Annotated in this window: 19 protein-coding genes; 13 read left to right on the top strand and 6 right to left on the bottom strand. The window is 41.7% G+C overall.

The window, feature by feature from the left end; translation table 11 throughout:
- Positions 1-159: 159 nt before the first annotated feature.
- Positions 160-1,224 carry a uroporphyrinogen decarboxylase gene (hemE, locus tag L1272_RS17745; protein WP_054554485.1) on the bottom strand — a complete coding sequence of 355 codons (1,065 nt, stop codon included), beginning with the start codon at positions 1,222-1,224 and terminating at the stop codon, positions 160-162.
- A gap of 610 nt (positions 1,225-1,834) precedes the next feature.
- Here hemE and L1272_RS17740 point away from each other — a divergent pair.
- Both L1272_RS17740 and L1272_RS17735 read left to right on the top strand, forming a co-directional pair.
- Positions 1,835-2,305: an Rsd/AlgQ family anti-sigma factor gene (locus L1272_RS17740; protein WP_054562902.1), complete on the top strand. Its 471-nt coding sequence runs from the start codon at positions 1,835-1,837 to the stop codon at positions 2,303-2,305.
- Between the two features lie 146 nt (positions 2,306-2,451).
- Positions 2,452-3,498 (top strand): S66 peptidase family protein, encoded by a 1,047-nt coding sequence (locus L1272_RS17735; RefSeq protein WP_235373980.1) that lies wholly within the window; start codon positions 2,452-2,454, stop codon positions 3,496-3,498.
- 55 nt (positions 3,499-3,553) lie between these two features.
- Here the strand turns inward: L1272_RS17735 and fkpA are convergent, their stop codons facing one another.
- Positions 3,554-4,309, bottom strand: a complete 756-nt coding sequence (gene fkpA / locus L1272_RS17730) for an FKBP-type peptidyl-prolyl cis-trans isomerase (protein WP_054554488.1) — start codon at positions 4,307-4,309, stop codon at positions 3,554-3,556.
- A 200-nt stretch (positions 4,310-4,509) separates the two neighbouring features.
- Between fkpA and L1272_RS17725 the strand changes: the two genes are divergently transcribed.
- Together L1272_RS17725 and L1272_RS17720 are read left to right on the top strand one after the other, a co-directional pair.
- Positions 4,510-5,508, top strand: a complete 999-nt coding sequence (locus tag L1272_RS17725) for a WD40 repeat domain-containing protein (RefSeq protein ID WP_054554489.1) — start codon at positions 4,510-4,512, stop codon at positions 5,506-5,508.
- Positions 5,495-5,707: a SlyX family protein gene (locus tag L1272_RS17720; RefSeq protein WP_054554490.1), complete on the top strand. Its 213-nt coding sequence runs from the start codon at positions 5,495-5,497 to the stop codon at positions 5,705-5,707. The genes L1272_RS17725 and L1272_RS17720 overlap by 14 nt, the downstream gene beginning before the upstream one ends.
- 23 nt (positions 5,708-5,730) lie before the next feature.
- Here the strand turns inward: L1272_RS17720 and L1272_RS17715 are convergent, their stop codons facing one another.
- Positions 5,731-5,934 carry a YheV family putative zinc ribbon protein gene (locus L1272_RS17715; protein WP_054554491.1) on the bottom strand — a complete coding sequence of 68 codons (204 nt, stop codon included), beginning with the start codon at positions 5,932-5,934 and terminating at the stop codon, positions 5,731-5,733.
- Positions 5,935-6,063: 129 nt separating this feature from the next.
- On the opposite strand from L1272_RS17715, the gene L1272_RS17710 reads away from it, so the two are divergent.
- The 7 genes from L1272_RS17710 to L1272_RS17680 all read left to right on the top strand — a co-directional run bounded on the left by L1272_RS17710 (position 6,064) and on the right by L1272_RS17680 (position 12,401).
- Complete coding sequence (locus tag L1272_RS17710; protein ID WP_058586117.1) at positions 6,064-7,983, top strand: ATP-binding cassette domain-containing protein; 1,920 nt, start codon at positions 6,064-6,066, stop codon at positions 7,981-7,983.
- Positions 7,970-8,395 carry a TIGR02444 family protein gene (locus L1272_RS17705; protein WP_054554493.1) on the top strand — a complete coding sequence of 142 codons (426 nt, stop codon included), beginning with the start codon at positions 7,970-7,972 and terminating at the stop codon, positions 8,393-8,395. The genes L1272_RS17710 and L1272_RS17705 overlap by 14 nt, the downstream gene beginning before the upstream one ends.
- A gap of 220 nt (positions 8,396-8,615) precedes the next feature.
- Positions 8,616-8,756, top strand: a complete 141-nt coding sequence (locus L1272_RS17700) for a DUF3149 domain-containing protein (protein ID WP_074989877.1) — start codon at positions 8,616-8,618, stop codon at positions 8,754-8,756.
- A 142-nt stretch (positions 8,757-8,898) separates the two neighbouring features.
- The gene (locus L1272_RS17695; RefSeq protein ID WP_054554494.1) at positions 8,899-9,879 is read left to right on the top strand and encodes a hydrolase; all 981 of its coding nucleotides are present in this window, start codon (positions 8,899-8,901) and stop codon (positions 9,877-9,879) included.
- Positions 9,876-10,133, top strand: coding sequence for a YheU family protein (locus tag L1272_RS17690; RefSeq protein ID WP_138600969.1), 258 nt, complete (start codon positions 9,876-9,878; stop codon positions 10,131-10,133). Before L1272_RS17695 ends, L1272_RS17690 begins: the two co-directional genes overlap by 4 nt.
- A gap of 60 nt (positions 10,134-10,193) precedes the next feature.
- Complete coding sequence (locus tag L1272_RS17685; RefSeq protein WP_235373979.1) at positions 10,194-11,387, top strand: dipeptidase; 1,194 nt, start codon at positions 10,194-10,196, stop codon at positions 11,385-11,387.
- A gap of 129 nt (positions 11,388-11,516) precedes the next feature.
- On the top strand, positions 11,517-12,401 hold the full coding sequence (locus L1272_RS17680) for a hypothetical protein (protein WP_235373978.1): 885 nt from the start codon (positions 11,517-11,519) through the stop codon (positions 12,399-12,401).
- A gap of 30 nt (positions 12,402-12,431) precedes the next feature.
- Here the strand turns inward: L1272_RS17680 and L1272_RS17675 are convergent, their stop codons facing one another.
- Positions 12,432-12,644: a hypothetical protein gene (locus L1272_RS17675; RefSeq protein ID WP_054554498.1), complete on the bottom strand. Its 213-nt coding sequence runs from the start codon at positions 12,642-12,644 to the stop codon at positions 12,432-12,434.
- Between the two features lie 43 nt (positions 12,645-12,687).
- On the bottom strand, positions 12,688-13,752 hold the full coding sequence (locus tag L1272_RS17670; RefSeq protein WP_187490135.1) for a potassium channel family protein: 1,065 nt from the start codon (positions 13,750-13,752) through the stop codon (positions 12,688-12,690).
- 145 nt (positions 13,753-13,897) lie between these two features.
- On the opposite strand from L1272_RS17670, the gene L1272_RS17665 reads away from it, so the two are divergent.
- On the top strand, positions 13,898-14,851 hold the full coding sequence (locus L1272_RS17665; protein ID WP_054554500.1) for a chemotaxis protein CheV: 954 nt from the start codon (positions 13,898-13,900) through the stop codon (positions 14,849-14,851).
- Positions 14,852-14,966: 115 nt separating this feature from the next.
- On the top strand, positions 14,967-16,280 hold the full coding sequence (locus tag L1272_RS17660) for a short-chain fatty acid transporter (protein ID WP_235373977.1): 1,314 nt from the start codon (positions 14,967-14,969) through the stop codon (positions 16,278-16,280).
- 50 nt (positions 16,281-16,330) lie between these two features.
- Here the strand turns inward: L1272_RS17660 and L1272_RS17655 are convergent, their stop codons facing one another.
- Entirely contained in the window at positions 16,331-17,347 is a 1,017-nt protein-coding gene (locus tag L1272_RS17655) for a metalloprotease (RefSeq protein ID WP_235373976.1), read from the bottom strand.
- Positions 17,348-17,499: the final 152 nt, after the last annotated feature.

The following is a 17,499-nucleotide window of genomic DNA, read 5'->3' as shown; positions in this document are numbered from 1 at the left end:
TCTTAGGTTGTTTATCTTACCCGATAGGCTACCAGACAGGCATTATCCAAGGGTGGTAAGAAGGAAACCTAATAAATATCCCTATAAAAGAAAATGCCAGTCAGCTCTTAACTGACTGGCATTACGCTTAATGCGGGCTTTTTTATGACTAGCTTTTGCTTATTTGTGGTATTTACCACTGAATTCATGAACAGCGTTGATAAATACACCTGCGTTTTCTGGGTCTACATCTGGTGTAATACCGTGACCAAGGTTGAATACATGGCCAGAGCCTGTACCAAAGTCTTCTAGGATAGTAGCAACTTCTTGGCGAATACGCTCAGGCGTGCCATGCAGCATTGCTGGGTCCATGTTACCTTGCAGCGCGACTTTATCGCCAACACGACGCTTTGCATCACCAATGTTAATAGTCCAGTCTAGACCTACTGCATCACAGCCTGTTGCTGCAATTGCTTCAATCCACTGACCACCATTTTTAGTAAATAACGTCACTGGCACTTTACGGCCATCGTATTCGCGAATTAAGCCATCAACAATCTTGTGCATGTATTGTAATGAAAACTCATTGTAGTCACGTGGGCTTAATACACCGCCCCATGAGTCAAATACCATTAAGGATTGCGCGCCCGCTTTAACTTGCGCGTTTAAATAGTCGATTACTGAGTCAGCTAATTTATCAAGTAATAGGTGCAGTGTTTGTGGATCTGCAAAGGCCATTTTCTTGATTTTACCGAATGTTTTGCTGCTACCACCTTCAACCATGTAAGTGGCAAGTGTCCAAGGTGAACCAGAGAAACCAATTAGCGGTACTTCACCTTTTAATTCGCGACGAATCGTACTTACCGCATTCATCACATAACCAAGCTCATCAGTTGGATCGATATTTGGGATTTTTTTAACATCTGCTAATGAAGAAATCGGACGTTCAAATTTTGGACCTTCACCTGTTTCAAAGTAAAGACCTAAGCCCATAGCATCTGGAATAGTTAAAATATCACTGAATAGAATTGCAGCATCAAGCGGATAACGACGTAATGGCTGTAACGTTACTTCACAAGCAAGTTCAGCGTTTTTACATAAACTCATAAAGTCGCCTGCTTGGGCACGTGTAGCACGGTATTCAGGTAAATAACGGCCAGCTTGGCGCATCATCCATACCGGTGTGACATCAACAGGTTGCTTTTGTAGTGCACGTAAATAACGATCGTTTTTTAATTCGCTCATGCGTATAGAATCCTAGAACTGAATGAAATTGAGCAGATTGTATCACCATATTGCGTGTCTCACTATGGATAGATAATCAAGGCTAGATATAGATCATGTTTTTTAAGCCTACCTAAGCCTATAGTGTGTTTTTTGAGCGAAAACAAAATAAATTTAAAACTTTTCATTAATAAATTTGCAACATACAAAAAAGCTTGGTATAACTTATCCCGCGTTAACAAAAACAATAATAAAAATCTTATAACAATAAGAACAACAATCTTCCCATAATAATAAGAACGCTTGTTTTAACAAGTCTTAGAAAAAGAATTAAACCACCAATTTTGGTGGTTTTTTCTTTTCTAAATCAGCAAATTACAACTCATCCGCTTAGATAAAAATCGCAAAATTAATACTAGTAGTTTTGAATCAATTCCCATACACTGCAATGAGAGCAAAAAAAGTCCACTCTAAAAAACAAGGAATTTTTTAGCTTATTCAATGCTGAAAACTATGCCTTTAGAATGACTTTTACAATCTGTTGCAATTAGACACTAAGAATTTAGTTGATCTTTGTGTCATATTTCCTTTTTATATACAAAGGAAAACCTACTCAGCGAGGAGATGAAATATGCTGACGCGTTTGGAAAAAGCTCAACAAAAGTGGGGTGGTAGTCACTCTGTAATCGACAAATGGCTCACAGAACGTCAAGAGCTGCTTGTGTTATTCTGCCGTATTGCAGGCTTTTCACCGTACGAAAAGAAAGATCACGCCCTTCCTGATCAGCTGCAAATTCAAAACTTTTGCCAAATTCTGATGGATTACCTTTCTGCTGGCCATTTCGAAATTTACGACGACATTGCCAAAGCGTGTGAAGAAAAAGGCCCTGAAAGCCAAAAGCTGGCTAATGCCTTATACCCTCGCATTTCTGAAACCACAGATGTGGCACTCGACTTTAACGACAAATACGCAGAAGTTGACAAAGATGACTTGCTTGATGAGTTTGATAAAGACCTATCAATCTTAGGCGAAGCGCTTGAACTGCGCTTTGAGCTAGAAGATGAGTTAATCGATAACCTTTATTCTAATCACACCAGCTAACAGCTTAGTTACACAGCAGAGAAACACTCTCTGCTGAAAAACACCTTTTTGCCTGCCTAAAAAGAATCATCTATTCCATTTCGTAACAAATATTTGAAATATTTTCTTCAATGCGATACTCATACTATAAAAACATGAGGCTCGCTATGAATAAACGGTCATTTTTAAAGTCACTTTCAATTCTTGCCGCAGGCGCAAGTCTGACATCAGCTCCTTTAATGGCGGCGCAGAGTGCTAGCACCCAAACATTAATTAAGCCAAAAGCTCTTCCTACAGGCGGCACAATTGGGATATGTAGCCCTTCAGCTGCCACTGCTGCGCACGCTGATATTTTATTAGCACAAGGCGTTATAGAGGCACTGGGTTACAAGGCTAAGCTTGCACCAAACATTCTAGCTAGACGCGGTCATTTAGCTGGCACTGATGCAATGCGAGCTAGCGACTTAAATAGTTTATTCAACGACAAAGAGGTTGATGCCATTTTGTGTTTACGTGGCGGTTCAGGCGCTGCCCGTATTCTACCTTTGCTCGACTACGCAATGATCCGTAACAATCCAAAACCTCTAATGGGCTATTCAGACATTACCGCTCTTCACAATGCATTACTGTCTCAAGCTGGGTTAATCAGCTTTCATGGTCCAAATGCATCAAGTGACTGGAACCCGTTTCATGTCGCGCAATTTAAGAGCATGTTCGAAGCGCGTAAGTTGATGCATTTCCAAAACTTACCAAAAGCCGATGATGAGCTTGTTAACACTCAGTACCTGACCCAAACGATTACATCAGGTAAAACCTCTGGACGATTAATCGGCGGTAATTTAACGGTACTGACAGCCCTTGCAGGCTCGAATTATTTACCTGACTTTAATGGCGCAATTTTATTTTTAGAAGATATCGACGAAGCACCGTATAGAATTGACAGGATGATGAGCACACTAAAACTTATGGGCGCACTTGATAAAATTGCAGGCTTTGTATTTGGCGATTGTAATGACTGTAAGCCAGGCCGTGGTTATGGCTCATTAACCCTTGATGATATTTTTGCAGATTATATAAAACCGCTGGGGATCCCTGCTTATCGTGGAGCTATGATTGGCCATATTAAGCGCCAATTTATCCTGCCTGTTGGTACTGTGGTTGAGCTTGATGCTGATAGTGGCACATTAAAAATGAAAGAAACGGCATTTAGTTAATAAACTTCGCGCATAAAAAAAGGGCTTTTCAGCCCTTTTTGTATTGAGTTAAATATTACTCAGCTGGAACAGCTTTTTCATCGCTTTGGATTTCAAGTAATTCTACTTCGAAAACAAGCGTTGAATTTGCAGGGATCTTACCAAGATCACGCTCACCGTATGCAAGTTCAGATGGAATAGTGAACTTGTACTTAGAGCCAACAGGCATTAATTGTAAACCTTCAGTCCAACCTGGGATCACACGGTTAAGTGGGAAAGTAGTTGGCTCGTTACGTGAGTAAGAGCTATCGAACTCAGTACCGTCTAATAAAGTGCCTTTGTAGTGTACTTTAACAACGTCAGTTGCTACTGGCTTTTCGCCTTCACCTTCAGTGATCACTTCGTACTGTAGGCCAGACTCAGTTACTGTAACGCCTTCTTTTTTCGCGTTTTCAGCTAGGTATTTTTCGCCTTCAGCTTTGCTCTTTTCAGATTCTACTTTCGCTTTTTCTTGTTGTTTAGTGCGAATGCTTTGGTCAAGTGCAGTTAACACTTCACGAATTTTTTCGTCATCAAGTTTAGCGTTACCCGCTAGTGCGTCTTCAAAACCACGCTTAAGAAGTGCTTCGTCTAATTCAACACCTAGCGCTTTTTTATCAGCAAGGTCTTGGTTTAAGAAGTTACCAACAGATGCACCAATACCGTATGCTTGTTGTTGAGCTTCAGTCTCTAGTTTAACTTCAACTTGCTGTTCTTTTTTTGCTTCCTGATTACAAGCTGTAAGCGCTAAAACTGACGCTGCAATCAATGACAATTTAATCGTCTTTTTCATTTTATATCTCCGACACACTTTGCAGTTGTCAATTATTGTATTATTACTAGTTAAAGATTAACGACCTACATGGTAGGCTGCTTGTCTAATAACTAACGTCATGCCAATGCATGATCAGCGATTAGACTAACAACCTAGGTCTTCAACGAGACCTAGTCTAACCTCTCAATCACTAAGAGTTAAGGGGAAATACTCGTAATATGTCGATATTTCGTACTTTTTTGTATCTGCTCAGCCTTTGCTTAGTTGTAGCGTGCTCTGAGCAACATGAGCAATCAACTGCACGCTATGAGCATGCGGCTAAAGGTGCCTTCGCCTCCGCGCTGTCGCACGATGGTAAATACAGCTTAATCTCATCAATACACCATGGGGTTGCATTGTGGGATAATCAACAGCAGGTATTAAAATACCAATGGTTTCAACAACAAGCCCAAGATAGTCTCGTCCATACTGTTGCTATCTCGTACGACAACAGCCATGCAGTTACCGCTGAGAAGTCCACCTTTGCAGTGTGGAACATTGCCACGGGCAACAACACGGGTTATTACAAAATACACGCCTCAACAATTAGAGATATCGCGATAAGTAACCAAGGGCGCAGTGTATTATATGGTCGCGCCGACGGTGTAGTCGTTTACCTCGACTTAGAGAGTGGCAGGCGCATAGAGTTCCTTGGCCACCAAGAAAAAGTCAATGTTGTTGACCTTTCACCTAACGGTCACTACGCCATTAGCGGCTCAAATGACTATGTTGCTTACTTTTGGGACACTCGCACAGGGCAAGTGATCCATCGCTTTAATCACCCAAGTCGCGTTACTCAAGTCGCCCTTGATCCACAAGGTCGTTATGCATTTACCGCAGACAGTATGAAGCAAGCAAATGTATGGCAACTGACTACAGGTGATCTTGTTAGCAAACTGGCGTATATTGCGCGTCAGAAAATTTTTACCGCCGTCCGTTTTAACGATGAAGGCACTTTAATTGCCACAGGTTCACCCAATCGATTGGTTGATTTATGGCAACTAGAGTCAGGTAAAAAATTACAAACGTGGCAAGTGATTCCTCGTGAAGGAAGCCGCCCGAAATCAGCCGTGGTGTTAGATGTTGCGTTTACTGATAACAACCAAGCGTTATTAACCGAAAGCTCCAGCGGATTCGCTGAAAGTTTTAATCTAAGAGAATCAAATGAATACAATTGAAGATCGTCTAATGGAACTTGAAGCGAAAGTCGCTTTTCAAGATGAAACAATTGAAATATTAAACGATGAGCTTAAAGCGCACCAACAGCAGCTGGCTAAAATGAAGCGCCAGACAGAGTTACTTGCAGAAAAGATTAAAGAAGCGCAGCAGCCATCTTTAATGTCACAAATGCAAGAGCCGCCACCGCCGCACTATTAATTTAGTAATGATAGAGCCGGGAATTAATCGCCCGGCTTAAATACACCAATCACTTGCTCAAATTGGCGTGTTGAGGCCTGAACAGCCTGCTCTGGTTGCGTCATTTTGTGGCCACACTGTACGCACTCCACTTTTTCCACATCATGTTCTTTATAAAGCATCATGGTATCCATGGCCTTACACTCAGGGCATGATGCGCCAGCAATAAAGCGTTTTCTTTGTCTCATAGATGATCTCCCGTGGCATGTAGGCGGCTATTTTAGCCTAATAATTCTCTGTTTGATACGATTGCGAAGGCTAATGTGATCCGTGTTATGATAGCGGCAATTTAATCAGTGCTGTGCAAGTAAACATTCATGATCCAAATTTCAGACATCGAACTTCTACGTGGTGGTAACGCCTTACTAAAAGGGGCTTCTGCAACCTTATTCCCAGAGCATAAAGTCGGCCTTGTTGGCGCTAATGGCTGTGGTAAATCAACGCTGTTCGCGCTATTAAAGTCTGAATTGCAACTCGATGCCGGTGAATGCCAAATTCCTAAAGACTGGTCAATTGCCTCTGTAAAACAAGAAACTCCCGCGCTCGAAATCAGCGCTCTGGATTATGTATTACAAGGTCACCCTGAATATTACGCGCTAAGAATTGCACTTCGCGAAGCCGAGCAAAATAACGACGGCGATGCGCAGGCAAAAGCACATATTGGCCTAGAACATATTCAAGGCTATAGCATTGAAGCAAAAGCAGGTGAGCTATTACACGGTTTAGGTTTTAGTAATGAGCAAATTGACAACCCAGTGAGCGCCTTTTCAGGTGGCTGGCGTATGCGCTTAAACTTAGCACAAGCACTTATTCGTGATGCTGATTTATTACTGCTAGATGAGCCAACCAACCACTTAGATCTCGATGCCGTTTACTGGTTAGAGCGCTTTTTACGCGCCTACACAGGCACTCTAGTGCTTATTTCCCATGACCGAGAATTCTTAGATGCCGTTGTTGACCAAATTTGGCACATAGACGCACAAAAAATAAATGTTTATAAAGGCAATTACTCGCAATTCGAACGCCAAAAAGCAGAGCGCTTATTACAGCAACAAGCGATGTTCGAAAAGCAACAAGAACAAATTGCTCACCTAGAAAAATTCATTACGCGCTTCAAAGCAAAAGCCAGTAAAGCTAAACAAGCACAAAGCCGCGTAAAAGCCCTAGAGCGTATGGAAAAACTGGCCCCAGCCCATGTTGACTCACCCTTTGATTTTGAATTTGCGGAGCCAACAGCGCTGCCAAACCCGTTAATGACTCTTGACCAAGCCAAAGCAGGCTATGGCGACACCACCATTTTGCATAGCATCAAGCTAAACCTTGTGCCGGGTAGCCGTATTGCGCTGCTTGGCCGAAATGGTGCGGGTAAGTCAACACTGATTAAATTATTAGCTGGCGATTTACAACCTCAAGCAGGTGAAGTATTTCAGCATCAGGGCTTAAATATTGGTTACTTTGCGCAGCATCAACTTGAGTCACTTGATTTAAAAGCCAGTGCAGTGACCCATTTACAACGTTTAAATCCGCAAGCTCCTGAGCAATCATTGCGTGACTTTTTAGGCGGTTTTGCATTCTTTGGCGATAAAGCACTTGAGCCAGTTGCGCCATTTTCTGGCGGTGAAAAAGCCCGTTTAGTGCTAGCAATGCTGGTGTACCAAAAGCCAAACCTACTGTTACTGGATGAGCCAACCAACCACCTAGATTTAGAAATGCGTCATGCCTTAGTGATGGCGCTGCAAGGCTTTGAAGGCGCTATGGTTACCGTATCGCACGACCGTCATATGCTTAAAAATACCGCTGATGAGTATTACCTCGTTGATAACGGCGAAGTAACACAATTTGGTTATGACCTTGATGCCTATTACCAATGGCTACTGAATGCCAATAAAGAAGCCGCTAAAAGCCCTGAAGACAATGCTCCTAAAGCCCATTCAAGCGTTAACCGCAAAGAGCAAAAGCGCTTAGAAGCTGAGTTCAGAAAGTCAGTGCAGCCGTTGAAAAAGCAAATCGAAAAGCTTGAAAAGCAACTTGATAAGTATTCAACAGAGCTTGGAGAAATCGAAAACGCTCTTGCTGACAATGATTTATACAGTGATGAAAATAAAGCCAAACTTACAGAGCTACTCGCTAAGCAAGCAAGCTTAACACCCAAGCTTAACGACGTTGAAGAAGAGCTACTCATGGCACTTGAAGAGCTTGAAGAAAAAGAGCAGGCCTTTGCCGATGAAACCGCTTAACAGCGAACAGTTTTGGCAGTTTGCATGCAAGCTTTACAGCAAAGACGGCATGCAAACCAAGCTACTAGGCTATCAAGACCAGCAAAGCAAAAATGTTAACCTTTGCCTGCTGCTTTATTATCTTGATTCTTTAGAGCTGGCTGTAACACCCTCTCAACTGAGTGAGCTTGAGTCATGCATTGCCGAATTTGACCAACAAGCTTTACAGCCCCTACGAGCCACACGCGCCTACCTTAAAACCATTCAAAACGAGGTTTCAGACTACCCTATCATTCGCAAAGAGCTACTTAGCGCAGAATTAAAGCTTGAAAAAAAGCAGCAACAATTACTGATAAACACAGCAAATACCATGATATTCACCCTCCATAAACAGGCTGAAAATATAAGGCTTTATTTAAGCGACAAGCAGTAAAATCTAGTCGGTAGCAATCTTATTTGAACTGCCCTCAGTAAAGGCCCCTTTCTATCTGCTTAAAACTTATAGCTAAAAGCTCCGAACTCCCCTAATAAACTTGATCCAAATCAACAATTAAATCACCTCCTATAGCATCAGGAAAATTGCTTGATCTGGATCATATCTGCCGTCCTCAAGCCAGCCTATGATTAACCCATAGACATTAGGAGGCACAACCATGAACGTATTCTTTAGAGATTTTTTTAGCGACCCAGTTTTATTTATGTCATTCGGCATTTTGGCAGTTGTTATCGTTTTATGCCTTTTCTATGTTGGTTACTTCATTAAAAAAGTACATGACGCAGAAGTTCCTAAGTAAGAATTAAGCACGACGCACAAAGCCCCTATCCAATTTATTGTTTAGGGGCTTTTTATTTGTGTATAGCTAAAATCTTGTAGCTGTTCTCAAAAAGCAAAAACTTGCTACAATAGGTGCTTATTTTGTTTCGAAAGTGTCAGCTATGTTACCTGAGTTTAAGCCTGCGTGGTGGATGCGCAATCGCCATTTACAAACCATAATGCCGCGCTTTTTTCGCCCTTTTCATAATACCCGGTATGACTTATCGACTATCGATACCCCTGATGGTGACTTTTTAGAACTGGCTTGGGCAACACCTCATAATGAGCAAGCACCCCTCGCTATTGTATTGCATGGTTTAGAAGGCAATATAAATAGCTTTTATGCTAAAGGCATGATGAAAAAACTTAAGCAACAAGGCTTTGCTGTAGTTTTAATGCATTTTCGAAACTGCTCGCGCGAAGTTAACCGTTTAGCACGTGCTTATCACAGCGGCGAAACAGAAGACCTGCGCTTTTTCATCAATCACCTTAAGAGTAAATTCCCAAAACGCCCGTTATTTGCAGTGGGCTTTTCACTAGGTGGTAATGTACTAGCAAAATATTTAGGTGAGCATGGTACTAAATCGAACTTAACTGGCGCAGCCGTTGTTTCGGCACCATTTGACTTGTCATCATCGTGCGAAGTTATTCGTAAAAGCTTAGGTAAGATTTATCAAAAATATTTGCTCGATCGAATGAAAAAATCGATGCAAAGAAAGCTGCCACAAATCGAACAGCAAATTAGCCTAACGCCAGAAAAACTGATGGCGATTGATGACTTATGGCAATTCGATAATATGCTCACGGCACCATTGCACGGCTTTGCCGGTGCTGAAGATTACTATCAGCAAGCGAGTGCAAAACCATTTTTAAAAAGCATTGCGACACCTACGCTGATTGTGCACGCTAAAGATGACCCAATGTTATCAATAAAAGCCGTACCAGATAGCTTAGATGTGAGTGAACATGTTACGCTGCGCATCTCAGAACAAGGGGGCCATGTCGGTTTTATTAGCGGTAAAAACCCTTTTAAGCCCGAATATTGGCTTGAACGAATTGTTCCTGAGTATTTTCAACAATTAGTTAAAAAAGAGCAGTTATGATCATTCCCCACGAACGCCTCGATAAAGAGACTCTGTATAATTTAATCGAAAGTTATGTTTTACGTGAAGGCACTGATTACGGCGAGCAAGAATTTAGCATTGAAAGCAAAGTAGCACAGGTTCATCAACAACTTAAAAGTGGTGAAGCCATGGTGTTTTTTTCTGAGTTACATGAGTCGGTTACGATTATATCTAAAGCTGAATTCATTGCTCTACAAGCAGATCCAGAGTACCAAGCGTCGTTTAACGACTAAACTTGTAAGTTATACTGTAACCCTTCACAATGGCTTTTTAACTTAAAGAGCCATTAAAAAATGAAAAAACTAAGCTCATTGGTTGCCGCTGTTTCTTTGGCCTTGATTGGCCAAGCAAGCGCAGATCAGGTTACTGCATCAGATAAAGCCATTAAACTGGCAAAAGACACTATTTTAATCGATACCCATATCGATGTGCCTTACCGTATTCATAACAAGTGGGCTGACGTAACAAAAGCCACAAGCGACGGTGATTTTGATTATCCGCGTGCTGTTCAAGGTGGTTTGAACGCTCCTTTCATGTCAATTTACATTCCTGCAAACCTAGAATTTGAAGGCAAAGGTAAAAGCTACCAATTAGCAAATCAGTTAATCGACTCTATGGAAGCGATTGTACAACGCGCACCAGATAAGTTCGCAATTGCAGACTCGACTGCCGATATTATAGAGCAGTTTAAACAAGGAAAAATGTCGATTGCTATGGGTATGGAAAACGGCTCACCTATCGAAGGCGACATTAAAAACCTTAAGCATTTTTATGAGCGTGGCGTACGTTACATTACGCTCGCTCACTCGCAGAGTAACCACATTTCTGATTCATCTTATGATATTCGTCGTAAGTGGAAAGGCCTGAGCCCATTCGGTAAAGAGCTGGTAAAAGAAATGAACAACATTGGTATGCTGGTTGATGTATCGCATATTTCTGATGATGCGTTTTACCAAGTGATGGAAATCTCGAAAGTACCCGTGATTGCTTCACACTCGTCACTGCGTAAATACACCCCTGGCTTTGAGCGTAATATGAATGACGACATGCTGTTAGCTCTTAAAAAGAATGGTGGTGTTATTCAAATTAACTTCGGTTCAAGCTTTGTTACAGCAAAGGCAGGCTCTTGGTACGATCAACTTAAATCAGCAAAGGCTGAAAAGAAAAAAGACGGTACTAAGCTAAGCAAAGATTTTGATGCTGCTTATCGCGCTAAAAACCCGTTTCCATTTGCAAGCTTAGAACAAGTACTTGATCACATTGACCATGTAGTTGAGCTAATTGGCATCGATTATGTGGGTATTGGCTCAGATTACGATGGTGTAGGCGACTCTCTACCTACTGGCTTAAAAGATGTATCTAGCTATCCTAACCTTGTGCAAGGTCTAATGGACCGTGGTTATAGTGATAAAGACATCAAAAAGATTTTAAGTGGCAATATGCTACGTGTATGGCAACAAGCTGAAGCATACGCAAAAGCCCATTAATCGACACAAACTCCATTTAAAAGCGCAGCTAACTAGCTGCGCTTTTTGTTTTTATCATTATAAGTAATTGATAATACAAATAGCTTGTTTTAATCTGCTGATATTACAAAGCAACTTGGATGATGTGATATGTCGACTTGGCAAGGGAGTACTGCGCTGGCATTTGCAAGCATTGCACTGGGCTTATCTATTTATAGCCATACAAAATCAATCTCGACGGACAAGCCTGTCGCGATTCAGCAGGCAAAACCCACCTTAAAAGAGCTGGCCATTCCAGAACAAGATAGAGAAAACCTAGTCGCCTTACATGGCTATATTTTAGATCTCGAAACACGCATTCACGAGCTTGAAAATCAAGCGCCAACAATTGATCCTGAGCGACTTGCCTCATTAGTTAAACAAGCAATGGAACAGCAAGAAAAAGAGCGACGAGTCGAAATTGAGAAAAGAAATCCGGCACTTGGCTGGCTAAGTAATTTACCTGATGACTACCGTGAACGCATCAAAGCAGACCCACAATATGCCGACAGCTCAATAAATGAAGCTCTTGCTACCTTACTCAATTTGAGTAAGTCCGAAAATGAGCGCTTAGCAGCCTACGGGCAACTAAAAATGACCTTAAGCATGCTCAGACGCGACTTAGATGAAAACCAAGAAAATGCTGTTATCGATGCCATGATAAGCATTAGCGAATACACTAATGATCCTAAGATTCGTGTCAGTACTTTAGAGAATTTATCTCGCCAAAATAACGTCTCGCCTAAGCTCGCTGAGCATTTTCAAAAGCTGTTACAAACAGACGATAATGATTATGTTCGCAATATTTCTGCCACAGCCCTCATTGGCCAATTTTTCCGTGCAACAAGAGACGGCAACAATAGTTATGCCGGTGATTTAGCAGAACGAATTACCACCCTTGAGAATAGCAGTAATGCAAAAGCCGCCGAAATCATGGCTGAAAACCTAAAAGGTCCACGCTTAAGAGAAGAACTAGATAAAGCGTTGGGAAAATAAAAAACCGTAAGTTACCACTAGTAAAAGGCTCTAGCTCTTGGGTTTTACTTTACGGTGCTTTTTGACTCGCCCGTGTTTAGGGATAATTGTTAAGTACATTACTAAAGCTAACCACGAAAAGAAGATGATACCGATTAACCAAGCATTCTTTTCGTGGCCTTGCGTGCGTTTACTATTGAGCACAATGACCACAGGTAAAATGTAGGCACTGAGTACGATAATTAAAAACACAACTTCATTCATATATACCAATTCACTTAATTAAAAGTATTATTGCGGATTGGTACTATACCAACGCTGACCAATCAACTTCGTCGCTCAAAACTCGTTCAGCAGCGATATAATGCAAAATATCTCCCTCACTCACCACGTAATCAAGCGGCGGGTTTAAGTCCATATTTTTTGCACTCAAATTATGTGCGACACCCAGTAATATAGCATCGTGACTATATTTAAAGTGATGAAACAGTTTGCCAAATTCCATTGCTTGCACGCCTTTTGGAATTGGTAAACTAAATTGAGTATCACCGTGCAATGTCGATAGTAACTCTTCTTGCACGCGACTTGAACCCGGGTCTTGCATTGAACGCACTAATATCTCGGCTGATTTAGCACTGCTACATTCTACATTGTGGCAATGCTCATGTAGCATTTCGATTTTAGTTTCATCAGAAAAATGTGCACTAATGTGGCACTGTTCATTTACCAACTTGCTAATACGTAATGCCGTTGTAAACGTTTGGTCATCATCTTGGCCATCAATAATAATTTTATCGGCTCGGCCAATCGCAATTCGGTTCAACTCATCTAGGTCAGTAAAGCTAGTTAAGCGTGCAAAATCAACCATCGGGTTTGCTAAAAATGGATGCTCCATTTGCTCCGTAACGGCCAATAAAATACGACGATCTAAACGTTTATGATCGGCCAAGATATAATCGACCATCTTCTTAGTACGTGTATCATGCCAACCAAAGATAATAATGTGATTGTTTATATGTGCGAAGCTTTTATCACCCGTCATAGCGCGCCTAATTAAATAAGTTACTGTTTGCCCTGTTTTTCCTAACAGAACGCCAAATAATGCTAAACCAAAAGGTATTTGCAGTAATGCGACAATCCAACGGCCAAGCTCAGTGCTCGCACTAAAGTCGCCATAGCCAACTGTTGACGTAGTTACTACATAATAATAAAAATAAGTGCCAAGAGGTGTAAGAGCTTGCTCTCCTGCAAGCATAAGCAGCCACCAAATTAGTAGCATATGCAAAAGCGTGGTAAGCACCACAGCCTGCCAACTTACTTGATCAATATGGCTGCGAATAAGAACTACTATTCGATTAAAAAAATAGTGCATGATCCTTGCAATTTATCGTGGGGGGAATTATCGATACGGTACTGTAATGCAGGATATTTAGCAACAGGCGCTAAATTGAACATACATGTCGATGAAAAATAATAGTAGACTATACTATCTCTGTATTAGGTGTTTAGGGTGAAATATGTCAGGTGTTCTTGCTTCTGTTGATAAGCGTACGCAACTGGTCGGTGAAAACCGCTTAGAGCTTTTGCTATTTTACCTTCACAGCCGTCACTTATTTGCTCTAAATGTGTTTAAAGTTAAAGAAGTAGTAAAGCTGCCACCAATTAGCAAGATCCCTCATGCGCACCCAAAAGTATCGGGGGTAGTCAATATACGCGGTGAATCAATTCCGGTTATTGACTTACGCAAGGCGATTAATATGCCTGAAGCTAAAAACATCGAAGATACAAACCTAGTTATCACTGAATACAACCGCACTGTGCAAGGCTTTTTAATTGGTAAAGTTGATCAGATCATTAATATGACATGGTCAGATATCATGCCACCGCCAACCGCAATTGGTAAAAATCACTACCTAACAGCCTTAACTAAAGTAAAACGCGATGGCCAAGAACATCTAGTTGAAATTATCGATGTAGAAAAAGTGCTCGCCGAAATCGTTGAGTATGAAGTACAAATATCTAATGACATTCTTGATAAAAGTATCGTGAATGAATTTGCAGGCCGCAAAATTCTTCATGCCGATGATTCGCCAACGGCTCGTAAACAAGTAAGCGATACCTTGTCGCAACTTGGCATCGAAATCATACCTGCTCGTAACGGACTTGAAGCACTCGAAATGTTAAAAGGCTGGGCTGATCAAGGCAAAGATGTTGAGAAAGAATTACTCATGGTTATCACCGATGCAGAAATGCCGGCAATGGATGGCTACCGCTTAACACACGAAATTCGTAACGACAGCCGCATGAAAAACCTATATATCGTGCTTAACACATCTTTGAGTGGTAGCTTTAATCAAGCTTTAGTTGAGAAGGTTGGTTGTAATGCGTTTTTATCAAAGTTCCAGCCAATACTGCTAGTCGAAGAAGTTCAGGCTCGCTTAAAAGCGGTGCTTGAGCAAGATTCACAGTAATTAATTTTAGCATTTGTTTTTGAAGGCATAAGCTCAAGCAACGACGTCGCAATTTGCCAATCATCGTTATTCATGATTTATTGGCACTATCGATTCGACGACAACAATAAAAACCATGCTAAATCGCGTTGCTAAACCATTCACTAATCTAGTAGAGCGTTATCTACCCGACCCATTTGTATTTGTTATATTACTCACTTTGCTGAGCTTTATCGTTGCGAGCCTCTTTACGCCATCAACGCCCACGCAAGTGCTCGCGTCTTGGGGTGGTGGTTTTTGGAACCTGCTACAATTCGCCATGCAAATGTTGCTGGTGCTGCTAACGGGCTACATGCTAGCGAGTACCCCGGTGATGCGCAGCATACTCAACAAGCTTGCGACTTTCGCCAACAGCTCTGCCAAAGCGATTATACTCGTTACGCTCGTGTCATTATTGGCTAGCTGGCTAAATTGGGGCTTCGGTTTAGTTATTGGCGCTTTGTTCGCCAAAGCAATTGCGAAACAAACCCGCGTTGATTACCGTTTGTTAGTAGCCAGTGCCTATTCAGGTTTTATTGTTTGGCATGCTGGCTTAGCCGGTTCAGTGCCGCTGACCATCGCAACCGATGGCCACTTTGCACAGCAAAGCATTGGGGTGATAGGTACCGAAAACACAATTTTTTCGGCATTTAATATCGCTATTGTTGTGGGCTTGTTTATTATCATGCCGTTGGTAAATCGCTATATGCTGCCAAGCGAAAAAGATAGTGTTTATGTTGACCCCGCAAAGCTTGATGATGAAACGCAGCAAATAGCAACACCCACCCGCCCTGCCGAAGTCATAGAACATAGTCGTTTGCTTGGTATGGGAGTAGGTGCCGTTGGTCTTGCCTATTTATTTTATTATTTTGTGTTAAACGGAGGCGGCTTAAACTTAAATAGCGTGATCGCAATTTTCTTATTTAGCGCAATTTTACTGCATCAAACACCGCATAATTTACTTAGCAGCTTACAGCAAGCAATCCCTAGTGGCGCTGGCATTGTGATTCAATTTCCATTTTATGCCGGGATCATGGCGATTATGGTAAAAACGGGACTTGCTCAACAAATATCTGAAGGGTTTATTGCCATTGCAACAGCCGAAACACTGCCATTTTGGAGCTTTTTAAGTGCAGGGTTTGTGAATATCTTTGTGCCATCAGGCGGCGGCCAATGGGCGGTGCAAGCGCCGATTGTCATTCCTGCAGCACAAACACTTGGCGCGGATATGCCACGGGTTGCTATGGCTGTCGCATGGGGCGATGCTTGGACTAACCTTATTCAGCCGTTCTGGGCACTCCCCGTACTTGCTATTGCCGGCTTAAAAGCAAAAGACATCATGGGCTTTTGTCTTGTGCAGCTGATCATCACCGGCGTATTTATATCGTTAATGCTGAGTTTTTATCCTTAACACCAAATTAGGAAGTGATAAAGACACTTCCTAATATCTGGCAATACGAGTTAACTTGCTAAGATCTTCATTGGTAAGCTTAGGATTGGGCTTTCTGAGTCGGCAAAGTGCATCATCACCGCAACGTGACCTGCAACAACCAGTGCGTACATTACTGCTGAAAAACCCTGCCCGTAAGTATCAAGAGGAATGAGGTGTGAGTAGTGACGTCCGCGCCACTCAAAGATAATCTCAAGTGCCCCTACAAATAAGAAAAACACCAGTAGCATCAAGCCAAAGGTGTAACTCAGCCACAAGCCAAATAACACACCTAATAAACATACACTTAGGCCTATCCATGAACGCATCGAAAAACTAATGCTTTTAAGTACATGGCCACCATCCAAGGGCAGAATAGGTAACAAGTTAAATAGGTTTAACAGTGCACTGAGTACCGCCACACCGGCGAATATTTCCATTTCGGTGGCGTAGTAAAGCACTACTCCCAGCACTGAGGTAATTAAGCCAAAAGCGGGCCCCATGAGTGAGATCACCACATCTTGCCATCGCGTGGTAATTTTATCATCAGAAACAGCCAAACCACCCACAAATGGGATGAGGTAAATACCCTTAGTTTTAATGCCAAAATATTTCATTGCGCGCACATGACCGTATTCATGCACAACCAAGCAAGCGATTAACATTAAGGCAAATTCAATGGAAAATAGCCAAGCGTAGCCAGCCACCGAGGCACCCGCTAACGCAGCTTTCACGACTTTTGCACTTTTGAATAATTTAAAGCCCAGTACCAGCAAACCAATAATGCCGCGTTTTGGTTCGGCTTCTTGCAACTCAGGTAAAGCAAGTTGACTTACCTGCTGCTGATTAACAAAAACCACTAAGCTTTTTTCGTGCACTTTACTGGTATCAAGGCCAATACGCTGCCCCTGAAAATCAAACTCATAAAGTTTTGGCTCTGGATTATCGAAGGCAATTGCTTGTTGTTGATGAAAAAGCTGAATTAACTGTGAGCCGTTTAAATGCAAAATAAAGATTTCATCTGCGAGACTCAACTGAAGTCTGACCATAGTTCTTATAAATACGAATAAAAAGTGCGACTATTATACTTCGCACAGATAAAATTACGAGTTTCAACCCCTTAAGTGATTGTTCATTTATTATACAAAAAGAAATCAATAAACATGACTTAATGCAATTTTTCTACTACTTTTATAATAGT

It is taken from the genome of Pseudoalteromonas sp. PAST1, assembly GCF_021532515.1.
In the GTDB taxonomy this organism is placed as follows: domain Bacteria; phylum Pseudomonadota; class Gammaproteobacteria; order Enterobacterales; family Alteromonadaceae; genus Pseudoalteromonas; species Pseudoalteromonas simplex.
This window is presented reverse-complemented; position numbering and strand designations above follow the sequence as displayed.